Genomic DNA, 22,201 nt, shown 5'->3' on the forward strand with positions numbered 1-22,201 from the left:
ACAATGCCTGCTATGCCACGCGCGTTCGACCTCACCGGTCAGGTGGCCTTGGTCACCGGTTCGAGCAGCGAGCTCGGCATCGGCTTCGCCTCGGCGCGGCTGCTGGGCCGGCTCGGGGCCGCGGTCATGGTGACCGGCACCACCGACCGGGTCCATCGGCGCGCCGAGGAGCTCAGCGAGGAAGGAATTCGCGCCGAGGCGCACATCGCCGACCTGTTCGACGGCGATGCGGCTTGCGGGCTGGTCCAGGCTGCCGAGGCGACATTCGGCAAGCTCGACATCGTGGTGAACAACGCGGGCCTGGCATCGGTGCACAGCCCCGAAGAGCCCAACCCGCTGATGGTGATGACCGACGACGAGTGGTCACTTGCGCTGCGCCGCAACCTCGACAGCGCCTTCTATGTCACCCGGGCGGCACTGCCCGGGATGGTGGAGCGCGGCTATGGCCGCGTCGTCAACGTCGGGTCGACCGCCGGCGTGCTCACCGCCTACACCGGCGACGTCGGGTACCACACCGCGAAGGCGGCGATGTTGGGGATGACGCGGTCACTCGCCGTCGACTACGCCAAGACCGGCATCACCGCCAACCTGGTGCTGCCGGGGTGGATCGCGACCGCGGCCCAGCTGCCGTCGGAGGTCGCGGCGGGAAACGCCACCCCGATCGGGCGGTCGGCCACCGCCGACGAGGTCGCGGCCGGGGTGGCGTTCCTGGCCACACCGGGCGCCTCGTACGTCACGGGTACGACGCTGATCATCGACGGGGGTAATGCGATCGCCGGGGCCACTCCTGCTCAGTGAGGTGGTCGCGCGATGACGCTCCATTGCGGCCTGGGCACCGGCTATTTCCGAGTTCACCCGCCAGATGATGACGCCGGGGATAGGGTGAGCGGCTGTGCTGGAGGTGATCGACAAGGGTAGGTCCACGGCCACCCAGGGAACACCGCTGTTGTTCGTACACGGCGCCTTTCACGGGGCGTGGTGCTGGGACGATCACTTCCTGGACTACTTCGCCGCCCGCGGTTATCACGCGCTCGCGCTGAACCTCCGGGGCCACGGTGGCAGCCCGTCGCCGGTCCCGATCAACGCCTGCGGTGTCTTCGACTATGTCCAGGACGTGAACGCCGTCGCGGCGAGCCTGCCGGTGTCGCCAGTGGTCATCGGACATTCGATGGGCGGCTTCGTGGTCCAGAAGTACCTGGCAGCACACCATGCGCCCGCCGGCGTCCTGGTCGCCTCGGCGCCCCCGAGAGGCATCGCGCCCGCGACGGTCCGGGTGGCCGGTCGGCACTGGCGCACGTCGCTGCGTACGCGTTCTTTCCGCAGGCCGCTGGATTTCTTTGCCGCACCAGGTGTTTCGCGGGCGACCTTCTACCACTCGGCGACGCCGGAGGAGATCGTCGCCGCCTGCACGTCACGGCTGGGTCCGGAGAGCGTCCGCGTGCTCTACCGCGATCTGCTCTACCGTCATCTGGCCCGGCCCAAACGGGTCACCACCCCCATGCTGGTGCTCGGTGCGGAGCTGGACGGGTTCTTCACCCCACGAGAGGTGGCCGCTACCGCGAAGGCCTACCGCACCGAGCCGGTGATGTTCCCCGGGATGGGCCACAACATGATGCTCGAGCGCGGTTGGGAAGCCGTGGCTGAGCGGATCGACTCGTGGTTGGGGACACACTTGCGTTGACGCAGGAACTTCTCTTCTCGTCGAGCGTGGGCGTTGTTGTTGAACCCAAGCCCGCGGCTTCACCGAGATCCCCCACGGTCGGTGAATCGAGATCGGTCGGCCGGATCCCGGGCTCTCAGGCCTGGAACCCGGCCAGCACCGCCTGCACCCCGACATCCCAACGCCGGTTGACCGAGTCCGCCGAGGTGCCCAGCCAGCGTCCGGCCTCCTGGACCGCCAAACCCTGTGCCAGGGCGAGCAATACGTGAGCGATGTCCACCGGGTCGCCGGAGAGGAGGCGGGCGTCGATGCATCGTTGTACCTTGCCCACCAGGATCTCCCGCACGGTCGGAGCGGCCGCGAGCTGCTCGGGATCGGGATCGAGATCCTGGAACGGCCGGCTGAACATCACCCGCGCCAGCGGCGGATAGTCCAGACAGAACCGGCGGAACACCGGGGCCACCGCCCGCAGATCGGCCAGCGCGTCCGCGGTCTCGGGAATGGCGGTGAGCTCAGAACCGAGCCGGCGGAACCCCTCGAAGAACACCGCCCGCAGTAGTCCGTCCTTATCGGAGAAGAGCTCGTAGACCGCTGGCACCGAGGTACCGGCACGTTCGGCCACCCGCCGGGTGGTGAACCCGGACATGCCGTCTTGGCACAGTGTGGTCACCGCCACGTCGACCACGCGGTCGCGCAGCTCGGGGGTGCGCTGCTTGACCCTGGCCACGGACTAGGACAACCCGAACTCGGAGGCGATGTTGTCGATACCGGACCGCATGGCGTCGAGGGTGGCCTGGCGGGCCCGCATCTTGCTGGCCAGGTGTGCGCCGGCGTTGAGTGAGGTGAACTCGCGGGCGGCCTCTTCGGCGCGCGACAACACGCGGTCGTTCAGCGCGATCTCGTCGATCCAGCCGCCGGCCAGGGCGGTCTCGCCGAGGAATATCTTGGCCAGTCCGACCGCCTGCTGATAGGCCGACGGGGTGAGGCGAAGCCGCATGACCTCCAGCGCGGGGTAGGGCAAGACCATCCCGATCGCCACTTCGTTGGCCTGAAAGTTGTAGGTGGGACCGGCAATTCGATGGTCGGTGCTGCAGGCCAAGAACGATCCCATGGCGATCGCGTGACCGGTGATGGCCGCGACGACGGGCTTGGGGAACGACAACAGCCGATGGGACAGGTTGAATCCGGCCTGCAACATGGCAATGGAGGCCTGGATGTCACCGGAGCGGAAAACCTTCAGGTCGAAACCGCCGCTGAATACCCGCTCGTTGCCGGCGATCACCACAGCGCCGGCGTCCTCGCTGACCGCCCGGTCCAGGTTGTCGTTGATCTCGGCCAGCATGGCCGGGCTCAGCACGTTGACCTTGCCGTCGTCCATCGTGATCACGGCGATCGCGTCGTCCTTGCGATAGCTGACCGACCCACTCATGGATGCTCCTTCGTCGCAGCGCCTACTTTCGTACCGACGTTACGTAACGAAGTTCCGATTGCCAAGAGGCAATCTGCGAGCGATTTCGGCGCGCTTTCGTTCGCTCAGCGGCGGTGAGCGCGCCGAAACGCCTGATTGCTTAGAACGATAGTCCGGGTTGCTGGCCGGTTGGCATGCCCGACTGGTCGTCAAGGAATACGATTTGCCTCATGAGGGGGATTATTTTGGCGGGAGGCTCAGGGACCCGGCTGCATCCGATCACGCTGGGTGTCTCCAAGCAGTTGATCCCGGTTTATGACAAGCCGATGGTGTACTACCCGTTGTCCACCCTGATGTTGGCCGGCATCCGGGACATCCTGGTGATCACCACACCGCACGATGCCGAGAGTTTCGAGCGGCTGTTGGGTGATGGATCGCGCTTCGGGGTGTCTATCACATTCGCCCAGCAGCCGTCGCCGGACGGGCTGGCGCAGGCGTTCACCATCGGCGCTGATTTCATCGGATCCGACAAGGTCGCACTGGTCCTGGGCGACAATCTGATCTACGGGCCGGGGATGGGCACCCAGCTCAAGAGCTTCGCCGATATCGACGGTGGCGCGATCTTCGCGTATTGGGTGGCCGAGCCCTCGGCATACGGTGTGGTGGAATTCGATTCCAGCGGGATGGTGGTATCTCTGGAAGAGAAGCCCAAACAGCCCAAGAGCAACTACGCGGTGCCGGGGCTTTACTTCTACGACAACGACGTGGTGTCGATCGCGCGGGAGCTGTCCCCGAGTGATCGGGGTGAGTATGAGATCACCGACGTCAATCGCGCCTACCTGGAGCAGGAGCGGCTGCGGGTCCAGGTGCTACCGCGCGGCACCGCATGGTTGGACACCGGCACCTTCGACCAGATGACCGACGCGGCCGACTACGTGCGCACCATGGAACGACGTACCGGTTTGAAGATCGGGGTGCCCGAGGAGATCGCCTGGCGGCAGGGTTTTCTGACCGATGACGAGCTGCGTGACCGGGCCGATACCCTGGTGAAGTCGGGCTACGGGTCCTATCTGTTGGACCTGCTGGAGAGAGGTTTCTAGTGGCGCAGCTTCTCGTCACCGGAGGTGCCGGGTTCATCGGATCCAACTTCGTGCATTACGCGGTCGAGCACACCGACCACCACATCACCGTGCTGGACAAGCTGACCTATGCGGGTAATCGCGAGTCGCTGGCCGGCCTGCCCGAGGATCGGGTGACCTTTGTGCACGGTGATGTCGCTGATGCCGAGGTGGTCGACAAGCTGGTGGCCACCGCCGACGGTGTGGTGCATTACGCCGCGGAAACCCACAACGACAATTCGCTGGATGACCCCGAGCCGTTTCTGCACACCAATGTGATCGGCACCTTCACGTTGCTCGAGGCGGTCCGCAAGTACGGTGTGCGCTATCACCACATCTCCACCGACGAGGTGTATGGCGATTTGGCGCTGGACGATCCCGGCCGGTTCACCGAGGCCAGCCCCTACAACCCGTCGTCACCGTATTCGTCGACCAAGGCCGGCAGTGATCTGCTGGTGCGGGCGTGGGTGCGTTCCTACGGGGTGGCGGCGACGATTTCGAACTGCTCCAACAACTATGGCCCGTACCAGCACGTGGAGAAATTCATTCCCCGCCAGATCACCAATGTCTTGTGCGGGGCGCGCCCCAAGCTGTACGGCGACGGTCTCAACGTGCGGGACTGGATTCATGCCGATGATCACTCGTCGGCGGTATTGCTGATCTTGGAGAAGGGCCGGATCGGGGAGACGTACCTGATCGGCGCCAACGGCGAAAAGGACAACAAGACCGTCGTCGAACTGATCCTGACGATCATGGGCCGCGATGCCGACGACTACGAGAAGGTCCCCGACCGGACCGGCCATGACCTGCGCTACGCCATCGACGCGACCAAATTGCGTGACGAGCTCGGGTGGCGGCCCGGTTACCCTGACTTCGAAAACGGCCTGGCCGCGACGATCGAGTGGTATCGCGACCACGAAAGCTGGTGGGCGCCCGCCAAAGCCGCCACCGAAGCCTTCTATACGAAACGCGGGCAGTAGTAGCGGGAACGCAACGCTGTGACCGCTCCAGCGCGACACTCACGCGGACTGGATTACCCATCGTTGGGCCGATCTTCTTGGGTGATCCCCTGCGAGCAGAGCGATTTCGGCGCGCTTTCGTTCGCTCAGCGGCGGTAAACGCGCCGAAATCGCTAGCCGTGGCGGGGGAGCCGGACGACCTCAGTGGGGTGGTCGAACCGATCCCGGCGCCACCGGCTCTGGGTCTCCTCGGCGGCGCGCTTCATCCGGTCGATCTCGCCGCGCAACACGTCGACCCGAGCTTCCTTGGTGGCGTAGTGGAAGTAATCGAGGGTGTTGCGCAACAGTTCGAGCTTCTCGCGCTCGCGCTTGGCCAGGTCGTGGCCGGTCATCATCTCGACCCGGCGCACCGGCTGCAGGGCCTCCCAGTCGAGCACCACCTTGGTCCGGTACACCGTGCGTTTGCGCCCGAACGTCCGGGCCCGCCAGCCCTGCGGCTCGGGGCGGTCGTGGTAGGAGACCACCCCTTCGAAGCGCGACTCGATCGACTGACCGAACTGGCTGCGATCCAGCGCGGAATCCCACACCGTGCGCCACTCCTGGGTGGGCGCCAGCTCGGGAATGCTCTGCGGCAGAGTCAGTTCCACGATATCGGTGAAGCCGTCCTCGGTGTGCTCGTAGCGAGCCACTGTCGGCGGCTGGTCGAAGGTGAACCCCACGTCGTAGGCGGCCGTACTGCCGTAATTGCGCACGGCCAGCTCGATGACATGCCAGTCCGCGGAGTGCGGCTCCATGACCATGGCGACGTGCGGGCGCACCTGCTTGTTGTTGATTTCCTGTTGTCGACGGATCTGCCGATGCGTGTACAGCAGCGCCGCCAGCCCCAGCAGCACTGCTGCCCAGGCGGCCACCGCCAGCCACGTCCCGGCCCCGACTCCGGTTACATCTCCCCACAGATCCGCGAGATCACTCGCGTTTCCCATCCAATGCTTATATCACGGCGAACTGGCTGGCGCAGTATTGACGCAGATGAAAGTTATTGTGGCTCAGGATAACCGGCGTTCGGCGGCCAGCGGGCTGGCCGCCGCCAGAGCTCGCCGCCGCCGCGCGGCCAGCTCCACCGGCAACACCGGCGCGATGCCGCAGGCCTGGGCGAACTGCATCGCGGTGAGCCCGTCGGCGGAGTTCATGTCGCAGCGACCGAACGGGGCCGCGCCTTCGGGTAGCCCGCCGCCGTAGCCTTGTCCGTCGGTGTACTGGTGGGCGACCTTGCCCGGATACGGGGGATTCGAGCCGTAGGCGGCGACGACCAGGCGCAGGCCCGACGGTTTGACCGGCCACAGCCGATTCAGGTCGGCGATGTTGCCGTAGCCGATCACTCTGGCCGGAGAGCCGACGTAGGCGCCCACCGCGTCGTACGCGGCGTTGATCCCGACGGACTGGTCCCCGGTGATCTGTCCGCCCCACGACTCGACGTCGATCATCACCGCCATCCGCGGATGTGGTGTGCGCACTTGGGATTTGAAGGTCTCGACCGTCTCACGCCAATTGGGCCGCCACACGAAGTAGGCGATGAAGAAGGTGAGTCGGCCGGTGTCGACGTGGCGCAGGCACCAGGAGTAGTTGTGCACCCATCGCCGGTCGCGGTAGGTGCCGTCACATGCCCGAATGCACAACACCGGGTAGGGATAGCTGTCGTTGACGCCGACCTGCCACTCGGAGACGTCGGCGTACAGGGTGTCAGGCATCGGCGAAAAGCATTGGCCGCTGGGCGAACCTCAGGCGCCCATGAGCGAGCGCCACTGGTCCAGGTTGGACACCTTGTAGACGTAGTTGGACCGCTTGACGTCCGACAGGGCGGCGCTGGGCTCGATGGAATACCAGTGCCCGGGAAACACCGTCGGGTCACCGGAGAGGGCGGCCAGCTGTTGCAGGCTGCGGAACATCTCATCGGCGTCGCCGCCGGGAAAGTCGGTACGGCCGCAACCGTCGAGAAAAAGGGTGTCCCCGGCGACGAGGCGGCCGTCGAGCAGGAAGCACTGGCTGCCCGGGGTGTGACCCGGGGTGTGCAGCAGCTCGATCTCGATCGCGCCGACGTCGACCTTGTCGCCGTGTTCGTGGGTGGTGAGGCCGCTCATCGGGATACCGGTCACCCGGGAGACCCAGAGAGCTTCGTGGGTATTGACGTGGACGGGCACCTCGACCCGCTCGAGCAGCTCGGCCAGGCCCGCCAGGGTGAAGCCCATCATCGACCCGCCGACGTGGTCGGGATGATGGTGGGTGACCAGGACACCCGACAGATGCATGCCGTCGGCCTCGAGGGTGTCGATGAGTTCGCCGGCGGCGTAGGCCGGGTCGACCACGACGGCGTCACCGGTCTCCCGGTCGCCGATCAGGTAGGCGAAGTTGCGCATCTGCTGCGCCATCATGTCGCCGGCGGCGAAATCCCGGCCGGAGAGCAACTGCCGGAAGTACAGACGATCCGTCGATGCCATGGCTCAACAGTAGGCGTTCGACCAGCGGCGCTCACCGCCGCCTGCGGGTGTTTTACGCTCTCGACGAGCGGTTTGGCTGAGCCCAGCGCCACGCTGTACCCTCTTTAAGGCCCACGCCGCGCGTCAGGATGCGTCGGGGGTCAGGCCCCCTTAGCTCAGTCGGCAGAGCGTTTCCATGGTAAGGAAAAGGTCAACGGTTCGATTCCGTTAGGGGGCTCGGTGGACACTCGGATCTCTTGGCTGACCTCTGGGCGCCAGAGTTCCGCGGGTGGCTATCGGGGCGGTGTAGCTCAGCTGGTTAGAGCGCACGACTCATAATCGTGAGGTCGGGAGATCGAGCCTCCCCACCGCTACTAGGTAGATGCAAACGAGAACGTGAAAGAAGGCAACGGACGTGGCCTCCAGTACTGACGTACGGCCGAAGATCACTTTGGCCTGCGAGGTGTGCAAGCACCGCAACTACATCACCAAGAAGAACCGACGTAACGACCCCGACCGGCTCGAGCTGAAGAAATTCTGCCCGAACTGCGGTCAGCACCAGCCGCACAAAGAGTCGCGCTGATCTAGGTCCTGCTCCGTGGCGTTGTCCGAAAGCCTGGTCGGAATGCATTACCGCTATCCCGACTGCTACTCGGTGGACCGCGAGAAGATCCGCGAGCATGCCACCGCCGTCAAGAACGACGACCCGGCGTTCTTCTCCGAAGACGCTGCGGCCGAGCTCGGCTATGACGGTGTGCTGGCACCGCTGACCTTCATCTCCATACTCGGTTACGCGGCCCAGACGGCGTTCTTCGCGCACGCCGACATCGGCATCACGGACAAGCAGATCGTTCAGATCGACCAGGCTCTGAAATTCCTGAAGCCGATCAAGGCCGGCGATCAGCTCTACTGCGACGTATACGTGCACTCCGTTCGGCAGGCGCACGGCACTGACATCATCGTCACCAAGAACGTCGTCAGCAACCAGGACGACGAGGTAGTACAGGAGACCTACACGACGCTCGCCGGGCGGAGTGAGGATGACGGAGAGAGTGGCTTCAACGATGGCACTGCGTGAGTTCAGCTCAGTCAAGGTGGGTGAGGAGTTGCCTGAAAGGGTCATCACCTTGACCCGCGCCGACCTGGTCAACTATGCCGGCGTGTCCGGCGACCTCAACCCGATTCACTGGGACGACGAAATCGCCAAACAGGTTGGCCTGGATACCGCGATCGCCCACGGCATGCTGACGATGGGCCTCGGCGGCGGCTACGTCACGTCCTGGGTGGGTGACCCGGGCGCGGTGACCGAGTTCAACGTGCGCTTCACCGCGATCGTGCCGGTGCCCAACGACGGCGTCGGCGCCGAGATCCTGTTCACCGGCAAGGTGAAGTCGGCCGACCCCGATACCAAGTCCGTGACGATCGCGCTGGTCGCCACCACGGGGGGGAAGAAGATCTTCGGCCGCGCGGTGGCAATAGCGAAGCTGGCGTAACGATGGCGCTGAAGACCGACATCCGGGGAATGATCTGGGAATACCCTGACACCTTCGTGGTGGGACGCGAGCAGATCCGGCAGTACGCGAAGTCGGTGAAATCCAACGATCCGGCCTCCGTCAACGAGAAGGCCGCCGCCGAACTCGGCCACTCCGGCCTGGTGGCGCCGCCGACCTTCATGTCGATCCTGGCGGTGATGATCCAGCGGCACTTCTTCCAGCACGTGGACATCGGGTTCGAGACGATGCAGATCGTGCAGGTGGACCAGAAGTTCAAGTTCTACCGCCCGATCGTCGAGGGTGACGCCGTGAAGGGCACCATGTACATCGAGTCCGTCGAGGAGCGGTTCGGCGCCGACATCGTCACCACCCGCAACGTGCTGATCGATCAGCACGGCGAGATGGTCATGGAGTCGTTCACCACGTTGATGGGGCACGAGGGCGACAACTCGATCTCGGCGGGCTGGGACCCCGAGACCGGGCAGGTGCTGCGCAAACCGGTAGCCCACGACTAACAGCGGATTAACACCTGCCCGACGTGCCGTTGTACACTCGGACCTCGGGGTTTTCCCAGATAAGCGCGCTGTCCGTCGGTTCGGGTTGACCGAACGGGGAGCGCGCGAGCTATGTGGGGCACTCCGTTTGCAGCGGCAACGACGATCCTGAGCTTGCGAAGGTGAGGAGTGTCGCAAGAAAGACAGAGGGGCGTAGCTCAACTGGCAGAGCAGCGGTCTCCAAAACCGCAGGTTGCAGGTTCAAGTCCTGTCGCCCCTGCAATAACTGAATAAGACTGGTTTGGAACATGGTGGACACTGGAGGGTGCACACCGGGCTGGGGGTACTCAGCCCAGACACACTCGACACAAAGGAGCATGCGGTGAGCGACGAGCGCGACAGTGCCGACGCCGCAGGCGACGGTTCCCTGGCTGGCGACGAGGACACCACCGGCGGGCAGACCGTCATCGTGTCCCGGCCCGCGCGTCCCACTGGCAAGCGGTCCCGGCGCGCCGGGACCACGGCGTTGGCCGAGCCGGAGGAAGTCGAATCGACCGCCGAGGAACTCGGCGTCGAGGAGGACAAGCCCGCCAAGAAATCCAAGAAGGCCAAGAAGGCGAAGTCCGGGCCTTCCCGCAATCCGATCCTGTTCGTCTGGAACTACCTGAAGCAGGTCGTCGCCGAGCTGCGGAAGGTGATCTGGCCGAACCGCAAGCAGATGGTCAGCTACACCACGGTCGTTCTGCTGTTCCTGGCCTTCATGGTGGCCCTGATCGGCGGCGTCGATCTGGGCTTGGCCAAGCTGGTGTTGTGGGTGTTCGGCTAGCGAACGCTGACGTTTTAGAGAGGACTGACTACCGTGACAACCCCCGACGGCGATACGCCCACGGGTGAGGCTCTCGTCGACGTGATCGACGAAGAGGCCGCGCCCGAGCTCGAGGCGGCGCCTGACGCTGAGGCGACGGAAGCCGCCGGCGAGGCTGCCGAGGAGGAACTCGATCCGGCTGCCGCGCTCAAGGCCGAGCTGCGCAGCAAGCCGGGCGACTGGTACGTCATCCACTCCTACGCCGGCTACGAGAACAAGGTGAAGGCCAACCTCGAGACCCGCGTGCAGAACCTCGACGTCGGCGACTACATCTTCCAGGTGGAGGTGCCCACCGAAGAGGTCACCGAGATCAAGAACGGCCAGCGCAAGCAGGTCAACCGCAAGGTGCTACCGGGTTACATCCTGGTCCGGATGGACCTGACCGACGACTCGTGGGCCGCGGTCCGCAACACCCCGGGTGTCACCGGCTTCGTCGGCGCGACCTCACGGCCGACGGCGCTGTCGCTGAACGACGTGGTGAAGTTCCTGCTGCCGCAGGGTGCGGCGAAGAAGCCCGGCAAGGCGGCATCAACGGCGGCGGCTGCGTCGTCAGAGGCCACGCTGGAGCGCCCGGAGATCCTGGTGGACTTCGAGGTCGGCGAGTCGGTCACCGTGATGGACGGCCCGTTCGCGACGCTGCCGGCATCGATCAGCGAGGTCAATGCCGAGCAGCAGAAGCTCAAGGTGCTGGTGTCCATCTTCGGCCGCGAGACACCCGTCGAACTGACCTTCAACCAGGTCGCCAAGATCTAAGACTCGAAAAAGAAAGAAAAGGAACCAACAACAATGGCCCCGAAGAAAAAGGTCGTCGGGCTGATCAAGCTGCAGATCCAGGCCGGGCAGGCCAACCCCGCCCCGCCGGTCGGTCCTGCACTCGGCCAGCACGGCGTCAACATCATGGAGTTCTGCAAGGCGTACAACGCCGCGACGGAGAACCAGCGCGGCAACGTCATCCCCGTGGAGATCAGCGTCTACGAGGATCGCAGCTTCACCTTCGCGCTGAAGACCCCGCCCGCCGCCAAGCTGCTGCTCAAGGCCGCCGGTGTGCAGAAGGGTTCGGCCGAGCCGCACAAGACCAAGGTGGCGAAGGTCAGCTGGGACCAGGTGCGCGAGATCGCCGAGACCAAGAAGGAAGACCTCAACGCCAACGACATCGACCAGGCCGCCAAGATCATCGCCGGCACCGCCCGGTCGATGGGCATCACGGTCGAATAGTTTTCGGCGCCGCCTGAGGCGGCGCCGTGTGGGAGGGCTGGCATCGGCCCGGAAACCACGACCTCTGAACCAAGGAGACACCAATGAGCAAGACCAGCAAGGCATATCGCGAAGCCGCCGAGAAGGTGGACCGCAGCAAGCTCTACACCCCGCTCGAGGCGGCCAAGCTCGCCAAGGAGACCTCGTCGAAGAAGCAGGACGCGACCGTCGAGGTGGCGATCCGGCTCGGCGTCGACCCGCGAAAGGCCGACCAGATGGTCCGCGGCACGGTCAACCTGCCCAACGGCACGGGTAAGACCGCGCGCGTCGCGGTGTTCGCCGTGGGGGAGAAGGCCGAGGCCGCACTGGCCGCCGGAGCCGATGTGGTCGGCAGCGACGACCTGATCGAGAAGATCCAGGGTGGTTTCCTCGACTTCGACGCCGCGATCGCCACGCCGGATCAGATGGCCAAGGTGGGTCGCATCGCCCGCGTGCTGGGTCCGCGCGGCCTGATGCCGAACCCCAAGACCGGCACCGTCACCCCGGATGTGGCCAAGGCTGTCAACGACATCAAGGGCGGCAAGATCAACTTCCGTGTCGACAAGCAGTCCAACTTGCACTTCGTGATCGGCAAGGCGTCCTTCGACGAGAAGAAGCTGGCCGAGAACTACGGCGCCGCGCTCGACGAGGTGCTGCGGGCCAAGCCGTCATCCTCCAAGGGGCGCTACCTGAAGAAGATCACCGTGTCGACGACCACCGGCCCGGGCATCCCGGTCGACCCGGCGGTCGTCCGGAACTTCACCGAAGAGGGCTGACACCTCTGCGCGAACAGACGTAAAGGCCTCCGCGCGCTCGGCGTGTCGGAGGCTTTTGCGTCTGGTGGCCTCAGGACGCGGTCGGGTCCAGCGGCACCTCGACGGTGGCCAGCAACGCGCGGTGGTCGGAGCCGGGGACTGTGATGGTCCGCACCGACGTGGCGGCGGCGTTACGGGTGAGTACGTGGTCGATGGTGATCAACGGCGGATACCACCTGTTGGAGGGAAACGTCGGCGTCCATCCTGACCCGGACTGCTGGACCGCGTCCCGGTATCCAAAGGTGAGTAGATCGCGGAACTGGCGCATGTCCGGGGTGCTGTTGTAGTCGCCTCCGATGATCACCGCCGCCGGGCCGGCGATCCGGGCGAAGGTGCGCAGCTGGGCCTTGGCGCCGGCCATCCCGATGTCCCAGCCGGGCACCGTGTCTTTCTCGCCGGCGACCGGCGAGTACACGTGCACGGCGGCTAGCACCGGTTCGAACCGCACGCCGTGCAGATGGAGCCGTACCGCGGGCATCTTGACAAACTGGTGCCGTGGCTCGGACATGGCGGTCAGTGGGTACCGGCTCCAGATGCCAACTCCACCAGCGCGAGCGGCGGGCAACAGGTGCGAATACGGGAACATCTTCTCGACGCCCACGTTCTTGAGGCGCAGGACTTCCTCGGGTGTCAGCTCCGCTACGGTGATCACGTCAGCCTCGGCCTCCGCGAGTTTGACGAGGAAGTGGGGGTCTGCTCTGCCGTAACGGAGGTTCGACGACAGCACCCGGACATCGGTGTGCCGGCCGACCTCGGGTGAACGGCCGAGGTAGTACCAGGACACCTGAACCCCGACCGAGGCGATCACAACGACGATGGCCACCATCGACAAGATGACCTGGCGGCAGGTTGCGGCAATCACCAAGCCCGTCAAGGCCGACACGCAGACGTAGGGCGAGCCAACGGCGAGGATGAGGTCGGGAACGCCTTTTATTGGTCTCGCCCGGGCCAGCACGGCCAGCGCGGCGAACGTCAATGTGGCGATAGAGAGAGAGATCAGGAAGGCCAGTCGGACAAGACGAGATCCACGGAGGCCGCCTCGTCGGTATGGCCGACTTGTCCACACGCGATGGCGGGCCGCCGCTACCTGCACAGCGTGAGCACTGTGGGGATCAGCTCCGCGATCTGCGCGCCGACCGCGTCGAAGACCCCGGAATCCTGACCGATCGGATCGGCAATATCGGGGTGGCGATGCGTAGCCGCATGCGACCGCAATGCGGGGAGTTCGGCAACGCTACGGGCGCCGTACTCAGCCACGAGATACGCAGCCTGAGACAGGGTGAAGGTCCGGTTGAGTTGGCGTGGTGCGAGTTCCAGCACCGCATCACGGTGGGCCATTGTCATGGTGAGGACGAGGTCGGCGTCGGCGGCGATTGGTGGCTTGAGCTGTCGGGCGGCGAAATCGGATGCGGGCGCGCCCAGCCGTTCGAGGACCAGCGCGGCCTCAGGGTGGACCGGATGGCCGATTACAGCTCGTGTGCCTGCGCTGGAAGCCTTGAAGTCCCGGATTCCCATTCTTTCGGCGTGCATGGCCGCAATCCGTTCGGCCATCGGTGACCGGCAGATGTTCCCCGTGCACACAAACAAGACGTGCAGGACAGCCTCCCCTCCGATGTGACCTTCGCTCTCGCTCATTCGTATCCTGCCGCACTGAACGAGCCGGGGTCGGGCATGATGTCAATCCGATACCGACGTTCGACGCTACGGTGGGGGCCCATGACGATTGACGGTTGGATAACGCTCGCCGTTGTCGTCGTCGTTTTCGCCCTGCTGATCAGCGACCGGTTTAGCCCTCAGCTGGTCATGGGGGGCGCCGCGTTGAGCCTGTACATCGCCGGGGTGATCGATTCCAAGCAGCTGCTGGCGGGCTTCGGCAACGAATCGGTGGCCATTGTCGCCGCGCTCTACGTGCTGGCCGGTGCCGCCGATGCAACCGGAGCGTTCGAGGGGTTGACGACCCGAATTCTCGGCGGCGCCAAACCTGGTCGCTCGCGCAGCGAGCTGATCAGGGTGTGCGTCCCGTCGGCGGGCGCCTCGGCGTTCATCGCGAATACACCGCTGGTCGCCATGCTCGCGCCCCGGGTAATCCGCTGGTGCCGGCGTACGGGCCGGTCCCCATCGCGGTACCTGATGCCACTGAGCTACGCGGTCATCCTCGGCGGGTCGATGACGATGATCGGCACATCGGTGAACCTGTTCGTCAACGATCTGATCGCCAAGGCGGGTCTTGGCCGGCTGGGCATCTTCGCCATTACCGGTATCGGAGTTCCGCTCGCGGTGGGGTGCATCGCGCTGATGGTTCTGGTTGGACCTCGCCTCCTGCGGGACCGGGCCACCCCCGGCGATGAGGTAACTGGCCTCGAGCGCGAATTCACCATCGAGATGACGGTAGCGGCCAATAGCACTCTCGCCGGTTCGAGCATCGGAGAAGCGGGTCTGCGCAACCTCGACGGCGTTTTCCTGGTGGAAGTTGAACGGGCCGGAAAGCTGATCGCGGCGGTCGGTCCGGATGAGTTGCTGGCTGTCGGGGACCGGCTCGTTTTCGTGGGCAACCTTGAGCGTGTGGTGGACCTGCAGCGCATGTCAGGACTGGTCTCAGCCGAAGCGCGCCACTTTGACGACCTTGCCCGCAACCCCAAGCGCCAGTTCGTTGAAGCAGTGGTCGGCGCGGATTCGCCGCTGGTGGGAACGAGTCTGAAGGCTGCTGGTTTCCGCCGCCGTTATGGCGCTGCGGTGGTGGCGATTCATCGATCGAGCGGGCGGATGGGCGGCAAACTCGGCGATGTTCGGCTACGCGCCGGCGATGTCCTCTTGGTGCTCGCGGGCCCCGACTTCGGCCAGCGTTTCCGCCAGCACCGGGACTTCGCGATGGTAGCGCCGCTCAACCAGGACCGGCCGATTAGACGTGAACATTCGGCCGTCGTTGAGGTGGCGCTCCTTGCGCTCGTCCTCTTGGCCGGGACAGGGCTAGTGGGCCTGCTCCAGGTATCGCTGGTGATCGCTTTTGCGCTGGTGCTGGCCAAGGTCGTCACCTTCGAAGATGCCCGGCGGTTCATCAGTACCAACATCCTGTTGCTGATGGCGACCAGCTTCGCCTTGGGACTTGCGGTCGACAAGAGTGGGCTGGCCTCGGTGATCGCGCGCTTGGTGGTGAATGCTGCTGCCCCGCTGGGGAATTACGGATTGTTGGTCGCGGTATTGTTGGCGAGTCTGATCATCACGGAAGTGGTGTCAAACCTGGCTGCGGCTGCCCTGATGTTTCCGATTGCGGTCGCCATCGCTGCGCAGGCCGGGTGCAGTCCATTGCCGTTCGCCGTCACCATCATCTTCGGCGCCACCCTGTCGTTTCTCACTCCGATTGGTTACCAGACCAACACGATGGTGTGGACGATGGGTAGCTACCGCTACACCGACTTCGCACGGCTGGGTATTCCGCTGACGGTGTTTGTGTTAGCCGTGACTCCGCTGTTGGTGCCGGTGTTCTTTCCGTTCAGCTGAAATTCTTCTCGCCAGACGCTATCGCGAATGTGCGACGTAGCTTGCGATGCGGGGTGATCGGTAGTCGTTGCAGTGCGGCCACTACAACGAGTGGGAGCCCAAAAACGCGTCCGAGCTCGCCCGTACCGGCCCCAGGCCAACGAAAGATCGAGAGTTCCTCACCGTCCAATGGCCGACGAGCCGACGAGTGGGCGTTTGTGCCATTGCCACGGCGAAGGTGTCCGACGATCAGCGCTGCCAGCGCTGCTCCTTGCCTACAATCACTATGAGTCTTCGAGTGGCTGGTCTGGGACTGGCTGGCAGGGTTAGCGGCGGCCGCCTCGCTTTGGGTTGTGACTCTTACAGTCATTCGCCCCATTTGGGTGCGTTTCGGTGGACTTGTCCAGCGCTGGGGTGGGCGGCCGACGCTGACCCGGCTCCACCTCGGTGACTTGATCAGAAGACTGCCCGTCCCCGCCGAACGGCGGATCGTGGCCCATCACAGTGCTGCCCCGAAGTGACTTCCATCCAGGCCGGCGCCGGCCGTTTTGGCGGCCGGATCTGTCTCGCCTATGGAAGGAAGCCCGCCACCATGACCATCGTTGCGCATGCCCACCCGTTCGTCATCAGGGTGGACACCCACGCCCGCAGTCACACCCTGGCCGTATTGGTAGCGGCCACTGGCGGACTGGTCGCCACTGAGCAGTTTCCAGCCCCCGATGCGGGCATGGACCGGGCTGTCGACTGGGCCGCGCGGCGCACCCAAGGCGAATTGGCCACCCTGTGGGTCATTGAAGGCATCGCCACCTACGGAGCCCACCTGGCTTCGGCAGCGAAGCGAGCTGGCTATGAAGTTGTGGAGGCGGCTGCGATGAACGCACGAGCACATCGCGGGACTGGCAAATCCGATCTCTTCGACGCCCGCAGGATCGCAGCATCGGTCTTGTCCCTTGAGCCTGCGCAGCTGCGCCGTCCCCGAAGTGACGACGGTATCCGAGCTGCATTACGTATTCTTGTCACCGCCCGTGAGCACATGACGACCGAACGCACCGCGACCGTCAACGCGCTTACTGCGTTGTTGCGCGTGGCTACCCTGGGTGTTGACGCGCGTAAGCCGCTGACCGCCAGCCAAATTGGTGAGGTCGCCCGCTGGCGCACCCGAGTCAAAGACCTTGTCACCGTCACTGCACGCGCTGAGGCAGTACGGCTGGCCAAGCGCGCGGTTGATCTCACCCAGCAACTCGCGACCAATCACACGCACATGATTGATCTCGTCCACGCCAGCAAGGCCGCTGTACTGCTGGACAAAACCGGCATCGGCCCAGTCACCGTCGCGGTCATCTACACCGCCTGGTCGCACGCCGGCCGGGTCCGTTCCGAGGCCGCGTTCGCCGCTCTGGCCGGCGTCAACCCCATCCCCGCCTCCCTCAGGAAACACCGTGCGCCACCGACTCAACCGCGGCGGCGACAGACGGCTCAACCGTGCCCTGCACATGGCTGCCATCACCCGGATGGCCCACGACCCCGACACCAAGGCCTACGTCGAACGGCGGCGCGCAGAAGGACGCACCACCAAAGGGATCCGGTGCTGCCTCAAGCGCAACCTCGCGCGCCATCTCTACCGCACCCTTGAAAGACTCCACGCGGAACCCAAAGGCGCTTGACAAGACATAGAAGAGTCCACCGGCAGCACCCGGCGATCGCCGAGGTGCCGCCCCTGACAGGATTGACCAACTTGCCTGGGCAGTACACCTAGGGGCCGCCGCGCCCCTAGGTTCGTCGCGATGCTCGCTCAGCTAGCAGAAGAGTTGCCACAACCTTTATGATTGGATGGCATTCGTTACCACAGGGCGGTTCTTGGGTGAGGTCGGCGGCGGTCCTACTAGCCTGCAGGGAACACTAACAGCGTCAGGGAGTGCCGATGAACCCGGTGTTACCGATCGATCTGTCCGATGGACTGCAGCTGGATACGCAGCTCGCACGATCCATAGGGGAGTCGCTGTCCGACGAATATCGCCTCGCTGAGCCCTTTCCGCACATCGTGTTGGACAACTTCTTGCCCTTATCGTTGGTGGCCGGCTTGCAGGAACGTTTCCCGGCGCAGCCGTTGAAGTCGGACGTTATCTACGATGAGGGTTACCTTGGGTACCACAAGCGGCAGATCGCGCCGGCCGATTGCGATGAGTATTGCAGGCATGCGTTCGACTTTTTCAACTCGGCTCCATTCCTTGCATTCCTAGAGGGCCTGTCGTCGATCCAGGGCTTGCTTTCGGATCCCTATTTCGAAGGTGGCGGCTTTCATGAAATCGCGACGGGTGGCAAGCTGGGCATCCACGCCGACTTCCGCATAAACAAAAAGCTCCACTTGAATCGCCGGATCAACGTCATTGTCTACCTCAACGAGGATTGGAAGGACGAATATAACGGCGCGCTTGAGCTTTGGAATCGTGATATGAGTGCCAAGGTCAAAGGGATACCGCCGATATCCAACCGCTGTGTAATCTTTAATACAGACGCCCACTCTTACCACGGCCACCCAGACCCACTGACTAGCCCGCCTGGTGTTTTCCGGCGATCACTGGCTCTGTATTACTACACTGCCTCTAAGGCAGTCTATGACGAGACACCCGACTTCGGGACGATGTACCGGGCACGACCCTACGACAGTGCATCAACGAAACGCGAGGCTACGAAACTTCGCATGCAGCAGTACATCGCTCAGTCGGTCCCTCCAGTGTTGCTGCGTTACTTGCGCAGCGGGTTGCAACGCGTCAAGCACCGGGCTTCCCGTGAGTCTGAAACACCCAGTTAGCGTCGCTCAGATTTGCGGCCTCGACGGTGGGGTAGGCGCTTGGACTTCTCCGGGAGGATCTTGATGCAGTCCAGTGGCGGCGCCCTGAGGTAGACGGACCCGATCTACGCGACCGCAAACGCCCTCCTGCTTCGCTATGACCGCGGATCTACCTCTGCGGAGAAGGACCAAGCTAGCGTTGTGGTTGTAGTAGGACGCTGGGTTGTCGTCGCACGACGAACCGACTGCCAGCACCGAATTTGGCTTGTCTTGCGCGGTGAAAGTTTCCCTGCGCGCAGGCATTATCCTGGGCGATCTCGACGGCTGGCGTCTCCGCCCCGTTCGACCACAGTCAGGATTGTTCAGTATCGTCTGTCCGAATCTCCACGGCTCGTGGATGTGGTCGCATCCTTCATCCGTCCGCGCGCCGGTGCGTGCGCACCTCTCGCTTGAGAATTCGGCCCCGCGGAATCTCATCATCTGGCATCTATGTCGAAATTCAGCGGGTCGAGATCATGGACGGCCCCAAGTACCCCAGATCGCGAATCGACCCCGATGGCAACACCCAAAGATTGTTGATTGAGAGATTAGCCCCCACAGCGACCGACCGCTATAAATCACCGCGCTGACTGCTCACCAACTAGCTGATGATATCGCCGCACGCAAGATTCCAATAGTCGCGATAGTCGGCGGGAGTCATCGATCTCTCTCTCAATCTTCGGGGCGGCATCGCGTTTCTCTTGAGTCGGAATCGCCACCTTGAGGGGATTAACGGTACCGCGCGAGAATCGGCGCTCGCTGTATACGACCATCTGTTTGATTTCCGAGATTTCCGATGGCTGAGTCGGAGGTTGCCGCAAGGCCAGCCCATAGGTGCGTCGAAGATCTTCATACACAGGATCCAGACCACTTGTTATCGTCGAAAAATCTGCTAGAACAAGGGAATCTCGATGATCTGCGACGCAGCTATAGTAGGTGAGGTACCACTCGAAGCAATAGTCAAGGCGGAGGCCTTCCCGGGTAGCTAGCGATACGATGGCAGCCCGTGGTTCCCTGATCAGAATGAGTGTGGGAATGTGCCTCCGAACCGCATATTTGATTGGACCGCACGCATGCATGTGAGAAGCATATTTGAGCTCCGGGTTAGACCACTTCAGCGCGTAGAGTACGAATGTGTTCGCCGAACGCGGATAGCCTTCCACCAATAGGTCGGTGTCGACAAAAGGAAAAAGATCACTTCTTCGTTTGGCAAGTGAATACGCCGGAGCAAGCAGTTCGCTATCGGTCGCGTAGCGCCTTATAAGGTGCTTGAGATCGCCAACCGTACTGGGCAGCGGATCTAGCCAACTCACGCCGTGACTCGCAAACGATGACTGCAATCATTTGAGGGACTGCGGACTGCCCCGACTCCGTTGTCTTCTGCGACGCTTCTGCCGTGCGTCCGATGGGCATCGAGTGAGTTCGCTTCCACAAGTCATAGCGTAGTGCAAGAACATTGGTAGCTCGATGTCTCACTCTTCGACTAGGTGGATAGCCTGACTTATTCGAAGCGGGCGGTTGGGACTGCCCCGAGTTCAGTTGACTCGCGTGTCAATGGCCAGGTTGAAGTATCCGCTGGTGGCCAGATAAAAGTATCCACCCCGTGCGGTAGTTCCTAGGTTGGCTTGGGTTGCTCCTTCCGGTGTTGGGCGTCTTTCATGCGGTAGGAGTCGCCGTCGGTGATGACGACGGTGGCGTGGTGCAGCAGGCGATCGAGGATGCTGACGGCGGTGGTCTGCTCGGGCAGGAAGCGGCCCCACTGCTCGAAGGGCCAGTGCGACCCGATGGCCAAGCACCGTCGTTCGTAGGCGCCGGCGACGAGCCGGAACAATAGTTGGGTGCCGGTGTCATCCAGCGGAGCGAACCCCAGCTCATCCAAGATGATCAGGTCGACCCGCAGCAGCGATTCGATGATCTTGCCGACGGTGTTGTCGGCCAGGCCGCGGTAGAGGGTTTCAACCAGATCGGCCGCGCTGAAGTAGCGGACCTTGAGTCCGGCGTGGATCGCCGCGGTTCCCAACCCGATCAGGGTGTGGGACTTGCCGGTGCCGGCGGGTCCGATGATCGCCAGATTATGTTGGGCGCGAATCCATTCCAGACTCGACAGGTAGGCGAAGGTCTTCGCCTGGATCGAGGATGCGGCCACGTCGAAGCCTTCCAACGTCTTCGGCACGGGGAACGCCGCGGTTTTGAGCCGGTTGACGACGTTGGAGGCGTCCCGCGCCGCCAACTCCGTCTCGATCAGGGTCCGTAGGACCTCCTCGGGAGTCCAGCGTTGGGTCTTGGCGGTGATCAGGACTTCGGGTGCGGTGCGCCGCACGGCGGCGAGCTTCAGTCGCCGTAGTCCGGCGTCGAGGTCGGCGGCCAGTGGTGGAACCGATGGTGGTGCCAGGGGTTCGGAGCCCGTGATGGGTTGGGTCTTGGTCACGGGATCACCTCCCCGTCGACGGCTGGGACGATCTTGTAGGCGTCCAGCGATCGGGTCGGGGCCACCGGCAGGTCCAGGATGAGCGCGTCGCCGGCGGGGCGGGGCTGTGGGGTTCCGGTGCCGGCGGCCAGGATGGAACGCACGTCGGCGGCGCGGAACCGTCGGAAGGCCACCGCCCGGTGCAGCGCCGAGATCAACGCGGCCTCACCGTGCGCGGCCCCGAGGGCCAGCAGGATCTCCAACTCCGAGGCCAGGCGGGTGTTGCCGATCGCCGCGGCACCGACGAGGAAGGCTTCGGCGTCGGTACCGAGGTCGCAGAACCGCTTCTCGACCGTGGTCTTCGGGCGAGGTCCGCGATTGGGTGCGGGTCGGGGTCCGTCGTAGTGGTCATCCAGGATCGAGACACCGCCGGGGGCGACGAGTTCGTGTTCGGCCACGATCACCCCGGTCGCGGGCTCCAGCAGACAAATCGCACCGTGGTCGACGACCACGGCCACGGTGGTGCTGATCAACCTCATCGGCACCGAGTACCGGGCCGACCCGTACCGGACACACGACAAGCGGTCGACCTTGCGCAGCACCGCTGGTGCCCCGATCTGCAGCCGCAACGATGGCAGCGGTTGCAGGAGTTCAAGTTCCACCACAAGTCGCTCGTCGGGGATCGCGCAGATCTCCGAATGGGTTGCGGCATTGACCTCCGCGCACCACAGCTGCGCCGCGGCATTCGCATCACGCAGCGTGATCGTCGTTCCGGTGACGGCGGGCTCGGTCAACAACGGCACGGCCAGGTCGTCCTGGGCGTAGCCGCAGAGGTTCTCCACGATGCCCTTGGACTGCGGTTATCCGGCTAATCTTGGTGCGGTTTCTGCTGTTGAAGGTGGGTCTTCAGTCAGGTTTTGCTTTTCGTAGGCGGCGGATTTCTTCTTCGTGACGGCGCACGGTGGTGG

Annotated in this window: 22 protein-coding genes, 3 tRNA genes and 2 pseudogenes; 18 read left to right on the forward strand and 9 right to left on the reverse strand. The window is 64.0% G+C overall.

Annotation, left to right across the window (positions count from 1 at the left end; genetic code table 11):
- The first annotated feature begins 12 nt into the window (after positions 1–12).
- Positions 13–798 (forward strand): SDR family NAD(P)-dependent oxidoreductase, encoded by a 786-nt coding sequence (locus tag ORI27_RS02035; protein WP_265994456.1) that lies wholly within the window; start codon positions 13–15, stop codon positions 796–798.
- 94 nt (positions 799–892) lie between these two features.
- Positions 893–1,681, forward strand: coding sequence for an alpha/beta hydrolase (locus tag ORI27_RS02040; RefSeq protein ID WP_265994455.1), 789 nt, complete (start codon positions 893–895; stop codon positions 1,679–1,681).
- Between the two features lie 115 nt (positions 1,682–1,796).
- Here the strand turns inward: ORI27_RS02040 and ORI27_RS02045 are convergent, their stop codons facing one another.
- Together ORI27_RS02045 and ORI27_RS02050 are read right to left on the reverse strand one after the other, a co-directional pair.
- A complete protein-coding gene (locus tag ORI27_RS02045; RefSeq protein ID WP_265994454.1) occupies positions 1,797–2,387 on the reverse strand; it encodes a TetR/AcrR family transcriptional regulator in 591 nt (196 codons plus the stop codon).
- Positions 2,388–2,390: 3 nt separating this feature from the next.
- Entirely contained in the window at positions 2,391–3,089 is a 699-nt protein-coding gene (locus tag ORI27_RS02050; RefSeq protein WP_265994453.1) for a crotonase/enoyl-CoA hydratase family protein, read from the reverse strand.
- A gap of 209 nt (positions 3,090–3,298) precedes the next feature.
- Here ORI27_RS02050 and rfbA point away from each other — a divergent pair, with 209 nt between their 5' ends.
- Both rfbA and rfbB read left to right on the forward strand, forming a co-directional pair.
- Positions 3,299–4,168, forward strand: coding sequence for a glucose-1-phosphate thymidylyltransferase RfbA (gene rfbA, locus ORI27_RS02055; protein ID WP_265994452.1), 870 nt, complete (start codon positions 3,299–3,301; stop codon positions 4,166–4,168).
- Positions 4,168–5,166, forward strand: a complete 999-nt coding sequence (gene rfbB, locus ORI27_RS02060) for a dTDP-glucose 4,6-dehydratase (RefSeq protein WP_265994451.1) — start codon at positions 4,168–4,170, stop codon at positions 5,164–5,166. Before rfbA ends, rfbB begins: the two co-directional genes overlap by 1 nt.
- A gap of 152 nt (positions 5,167–5,318) precedes the next feature.
- Here the strand turns inward: rfbB and ORI27_RS02065 are convergent, their stop codons facing one another.
- The 3 genes from ORI27_RS02065 to ORI27_RS02075 form a co-directional block, all read right to left on the reverse strand.
- Positions 5,319–6,128 carry a hypothetical protein gene (locus ORI27_RS02065; RefSeq protein ID WP_265994450.1) on the reverse strand — a complete coding sequence of 270 codons (810 nt, stop codon included), beginning with the start codon at positions 6,126–6,128 and terminating at the stop codon, positions 5,319–5,321.
- Positions 6,129–6,191: 63 nt separating this feature from the next.
- Positions 6,192–6,893 carry a glycoside hydrolase family 25 domain-containing protein gene (locus tag ORI27_RS02070; protein WP_265994449.1) on the reverse strand — a complete coding sequence of 234 codons (702 nt, stop codon included), beginning with the start codon at positions 6,891–6,893 and terminating at the stop codon, positions 6,192–6,194.
- Positions 6,894–6,923: 30 nt separating this feature from the next.
- On the reverse strand, positions 6,924–7,640 hold the full coding sequence (locus ORI27_RS02075) for an MBL fold metallo-hydrolase (protein ID WP_265994448.1): 717 nt from the start codon (positions 7,638–7,640) through the stop codon (positions 6,924–6,926).
- Positions 7,641–7,784: 144 nt separating this feature from the next.
- On the opposite strand from ORI27_RS02075, the gene ORI27_RS02080 reads away from it, so the two are divergent.
- The 11 genes from ORI27_RS02080 to rplA all read left to right on the forward strand — a co-directional run bounded on the left by ORI27_RS02080 (position 7,785) and on the right by rplA (position 12,480).
- Positions 7,785–7,857: transfer RNA gene (locus ORI27_RS02080), tRNA-Thr, on the forward strand.
- 62 nt (positions 7,858–7,919) lie between these two features.
- Positions 7,920–7,993, forward strand: a tRNA-Met gene (locus ORI27_RS02085).
- A 41-nt stretch (positions 7,994–8,034) separates the two neighbouring features.
- On the forward strand, positions 8,035–8,202 hold the full coding sequence (gene rpmG, locus ORI27_RS02090; protein ID WP_005143733.1) for a 50S ribosomal protein L33: 168 nt from the start codon (positions 8,035–8,037) through the stop codon (positions 8,200–8,202).
- Positions 8,203–8,244: 42 nt separating this feature from the next.
- Positions 8,245–8,697 carry a (3R)-hydroxyacyl-ACP dehydratase subunit HadA gene (gene hadA, locus ORI27_RS02095; RefSeq protein WP_407666199.1) on the forward strand — a complete coding sequence of 151 codons (453 nt, stop codon included), beginning with the start codon at positions 8,245–8,247 and terminating at the stop codon, positions 8,695–8,697.
- Positions 8,684–9,112 (forward strand): (3R)-hydroxyacyl-ACP dehydratase subunit HadB, encoded by a 429-nt coding sequence (gene hadB, locus ORI27_RS02100; RefSeq protein WP_265994838.1) that lies wholly within the window; start codon positions 8,684–8,686, stop codon positions 9,110–9,112. The genes hadA and hadB overlap by 14 nt, the downstream gene beginning before the upstream one ends.
- Positions 9,113–9,114: 2 nt before the next feature.
- Positions 9,115–9,627, forward strand: a complete 513-nt coding sequence (gene hadC / locus ORI27_RS02105) for a (3R)-hydroxyacyl-ACP dehydratase subunit HadC (RefSeq protein WP_265994446.1) — start codon at positions 9,115–9,117, stop codon at positions 9,625–9,627.
- Between the two features lie 186 nt (positions 9,628–9,813).
- A tRNA-Trp gene (locus ORI27_RS02110) sits at positions 9,814–9,886 on the forward strand.
- A 102-nt stretch (positions 9,887–9,988) separates the two neighbouring features.
- The gene (secE, locus tag ORI27_RS02115) at positions 9,989–10,432 is read left to right on the forward strand and encodes a preprotein translocase subunit SecE (RefSeq protein WP_265994445.1); all 444 of its coding nucleotides are present in this window, start codon (positions 9,989–9,991) and stop codon (positions 10,430–10,432) included.
- A gap of 33 nt (positions 10,433–10,465) precedes the next feature.
- Positions 10,466–11,224, forward strand: coding sequence for a transcription termination/antitermination protein NusG (gene nusG, locus ORI27_RS02120; protein WP_265994444.1), 759 nt, complete (start codon positions 10,466–10,468; stop codon positions 11,222–11,224).
- A 33-nt stretch (positions 11,225–11,257) separates the two neighbouring features.
- Positions 11,258–11,686 carry a 50S ribosomal protein L11 gene (rplK, locus tag ORI27_RS02125; RefSeq protein ID WP_265994443.1) on the forward strand — a complete coding sequence of 143 codons (429 nt, stop codon included), beginning with the start codon at positions 11,258–11,260 and terminating at the stop codon, positions 11,684–11,686.
- 83 nt (positions 11,687–11,769) lie between these two features.
- Complete coding sequence (rplA, locus tag ORI27_RS02130; protein ID WP_265994442.1) at positions 11,770–12,480, forward strand: 50S ribosomal protein L1; 711 nt, start codon at positions 11,770–11,772, stop codon at positions 12,478–12,480.
- A gap of 70 nt (positions 12,481–12,550) precedes the next feature.
- Here rplA and ORI27_RS02135 read toward each other — a convergent pair whose 3' ends face one another.
- Together ORI27_RS02135 and ORI27_RS02140 are read right to left on the reverse strand one after the other, a co-directional pair.
- Positions 12,551–13,495 carry an endonuclease/exonuclease/phosphatase family protein gene (locus ORI27_RS02135; RefSeq protein ID WP_265994441.1) on the reverse strand — a complete coding sequence of 315 codons (945 nt, stop codon included), beginning with the start codon at positions 13,493–13,495 and terminating at the stop codon, positions 12,551–12,553.
- Between the two features lie 107 nt (positions 13,496–13,602).
- On the reverse strand, positions 13,603–14,154 hold the full coding sequence (locus tag ORI27_RS02140) for an arsenate reductase/protein-tyrosine-phosphatase family protein (RefSeq protein ID WP_265994440.1): 552 nt from the start codon (positions 14,152–14,154) through the stop codon (positions 13,603–13,605).
- Between the two features lie 168 nt (positions 14,155–14,322).
- Here ORI27_RS02140 and ORI27_RS02145 point away from each other — a divergent pair, with 168 nt between their 5' ends.
- From ORI27_RS02145 to ORI27_RS02155, 3 genes and pseudogenes are all read left to right on the forward strand, one after another.
- A complete protein-coding gene (locus ORI27_RS02145; protein WP_266073861.1) occupies positions 14,323–16,017 on the forward strand; it encodes an SLC13 family permease in 1,695 nt (564 codons plus the stop codon).
- A 571-nt stretch (positions 16,018–16,588) separates the two neighbouring features.
- A pseudogene (locus ORI27_RS02150) lies at positions 16,589–17,660 on the forward strand (IS110 family RNA-guided transposase).
- A 257-nt stretch (positions 17,661–17,917) separates the two neighbouring features.
- Entirely contained in the window at positions 17,918–18,808 is an 891-nt protein-coding gene (locus tag ORI27_RS02155; protein WP_265994438.1) for a 2OG-Fe(II) oxygenase, read from the forward strand.
- A 1,633-nt stretch (positions 18,809–20,441) separates the two neighbouring features.
- On the opposite strand, the gene istB is transcribed toward ORI27_RS02155, so the two are convergent.
- Both istB and ORI27_RS02165 read right to left on the reverse strand, forming a co-directional pair.
- Positions 20,442–21,254 (reverse strand): IS21-like element helper ATPase IstB, encoded by an 813-nt coding sequence (gene istB / locus ORI27_RS02160; protein ID WP_265994437.1) that lies wholly within the window; start codon positions 21,252–21,254, stop codon positions 20,442–20,444.
- A pseudogene (locus ORI27_RS02165) lies at positions 21,251–22,093 on the reverse strand (Mu transposase domain-containing protein); the annotation flags it as partial. The pseudogene ORI27_RS02165 and the gene istB, both read right to left, overlap by 4 nt.
- Between the last annotated feature and the right edge of the window lie 108 nt (positions 22,094–22,201).

It is taken from the genome of Mycobacterium pinniadriaticum, from assembly GCF_026242045.1.
Classification (GTDB): Bacteria; Actinomycetota; Actinomycetes; order Mycobacteriales; family Mycobacteriaceae; genus Mycobacterium; species Mycobacterium pinniadriaticum.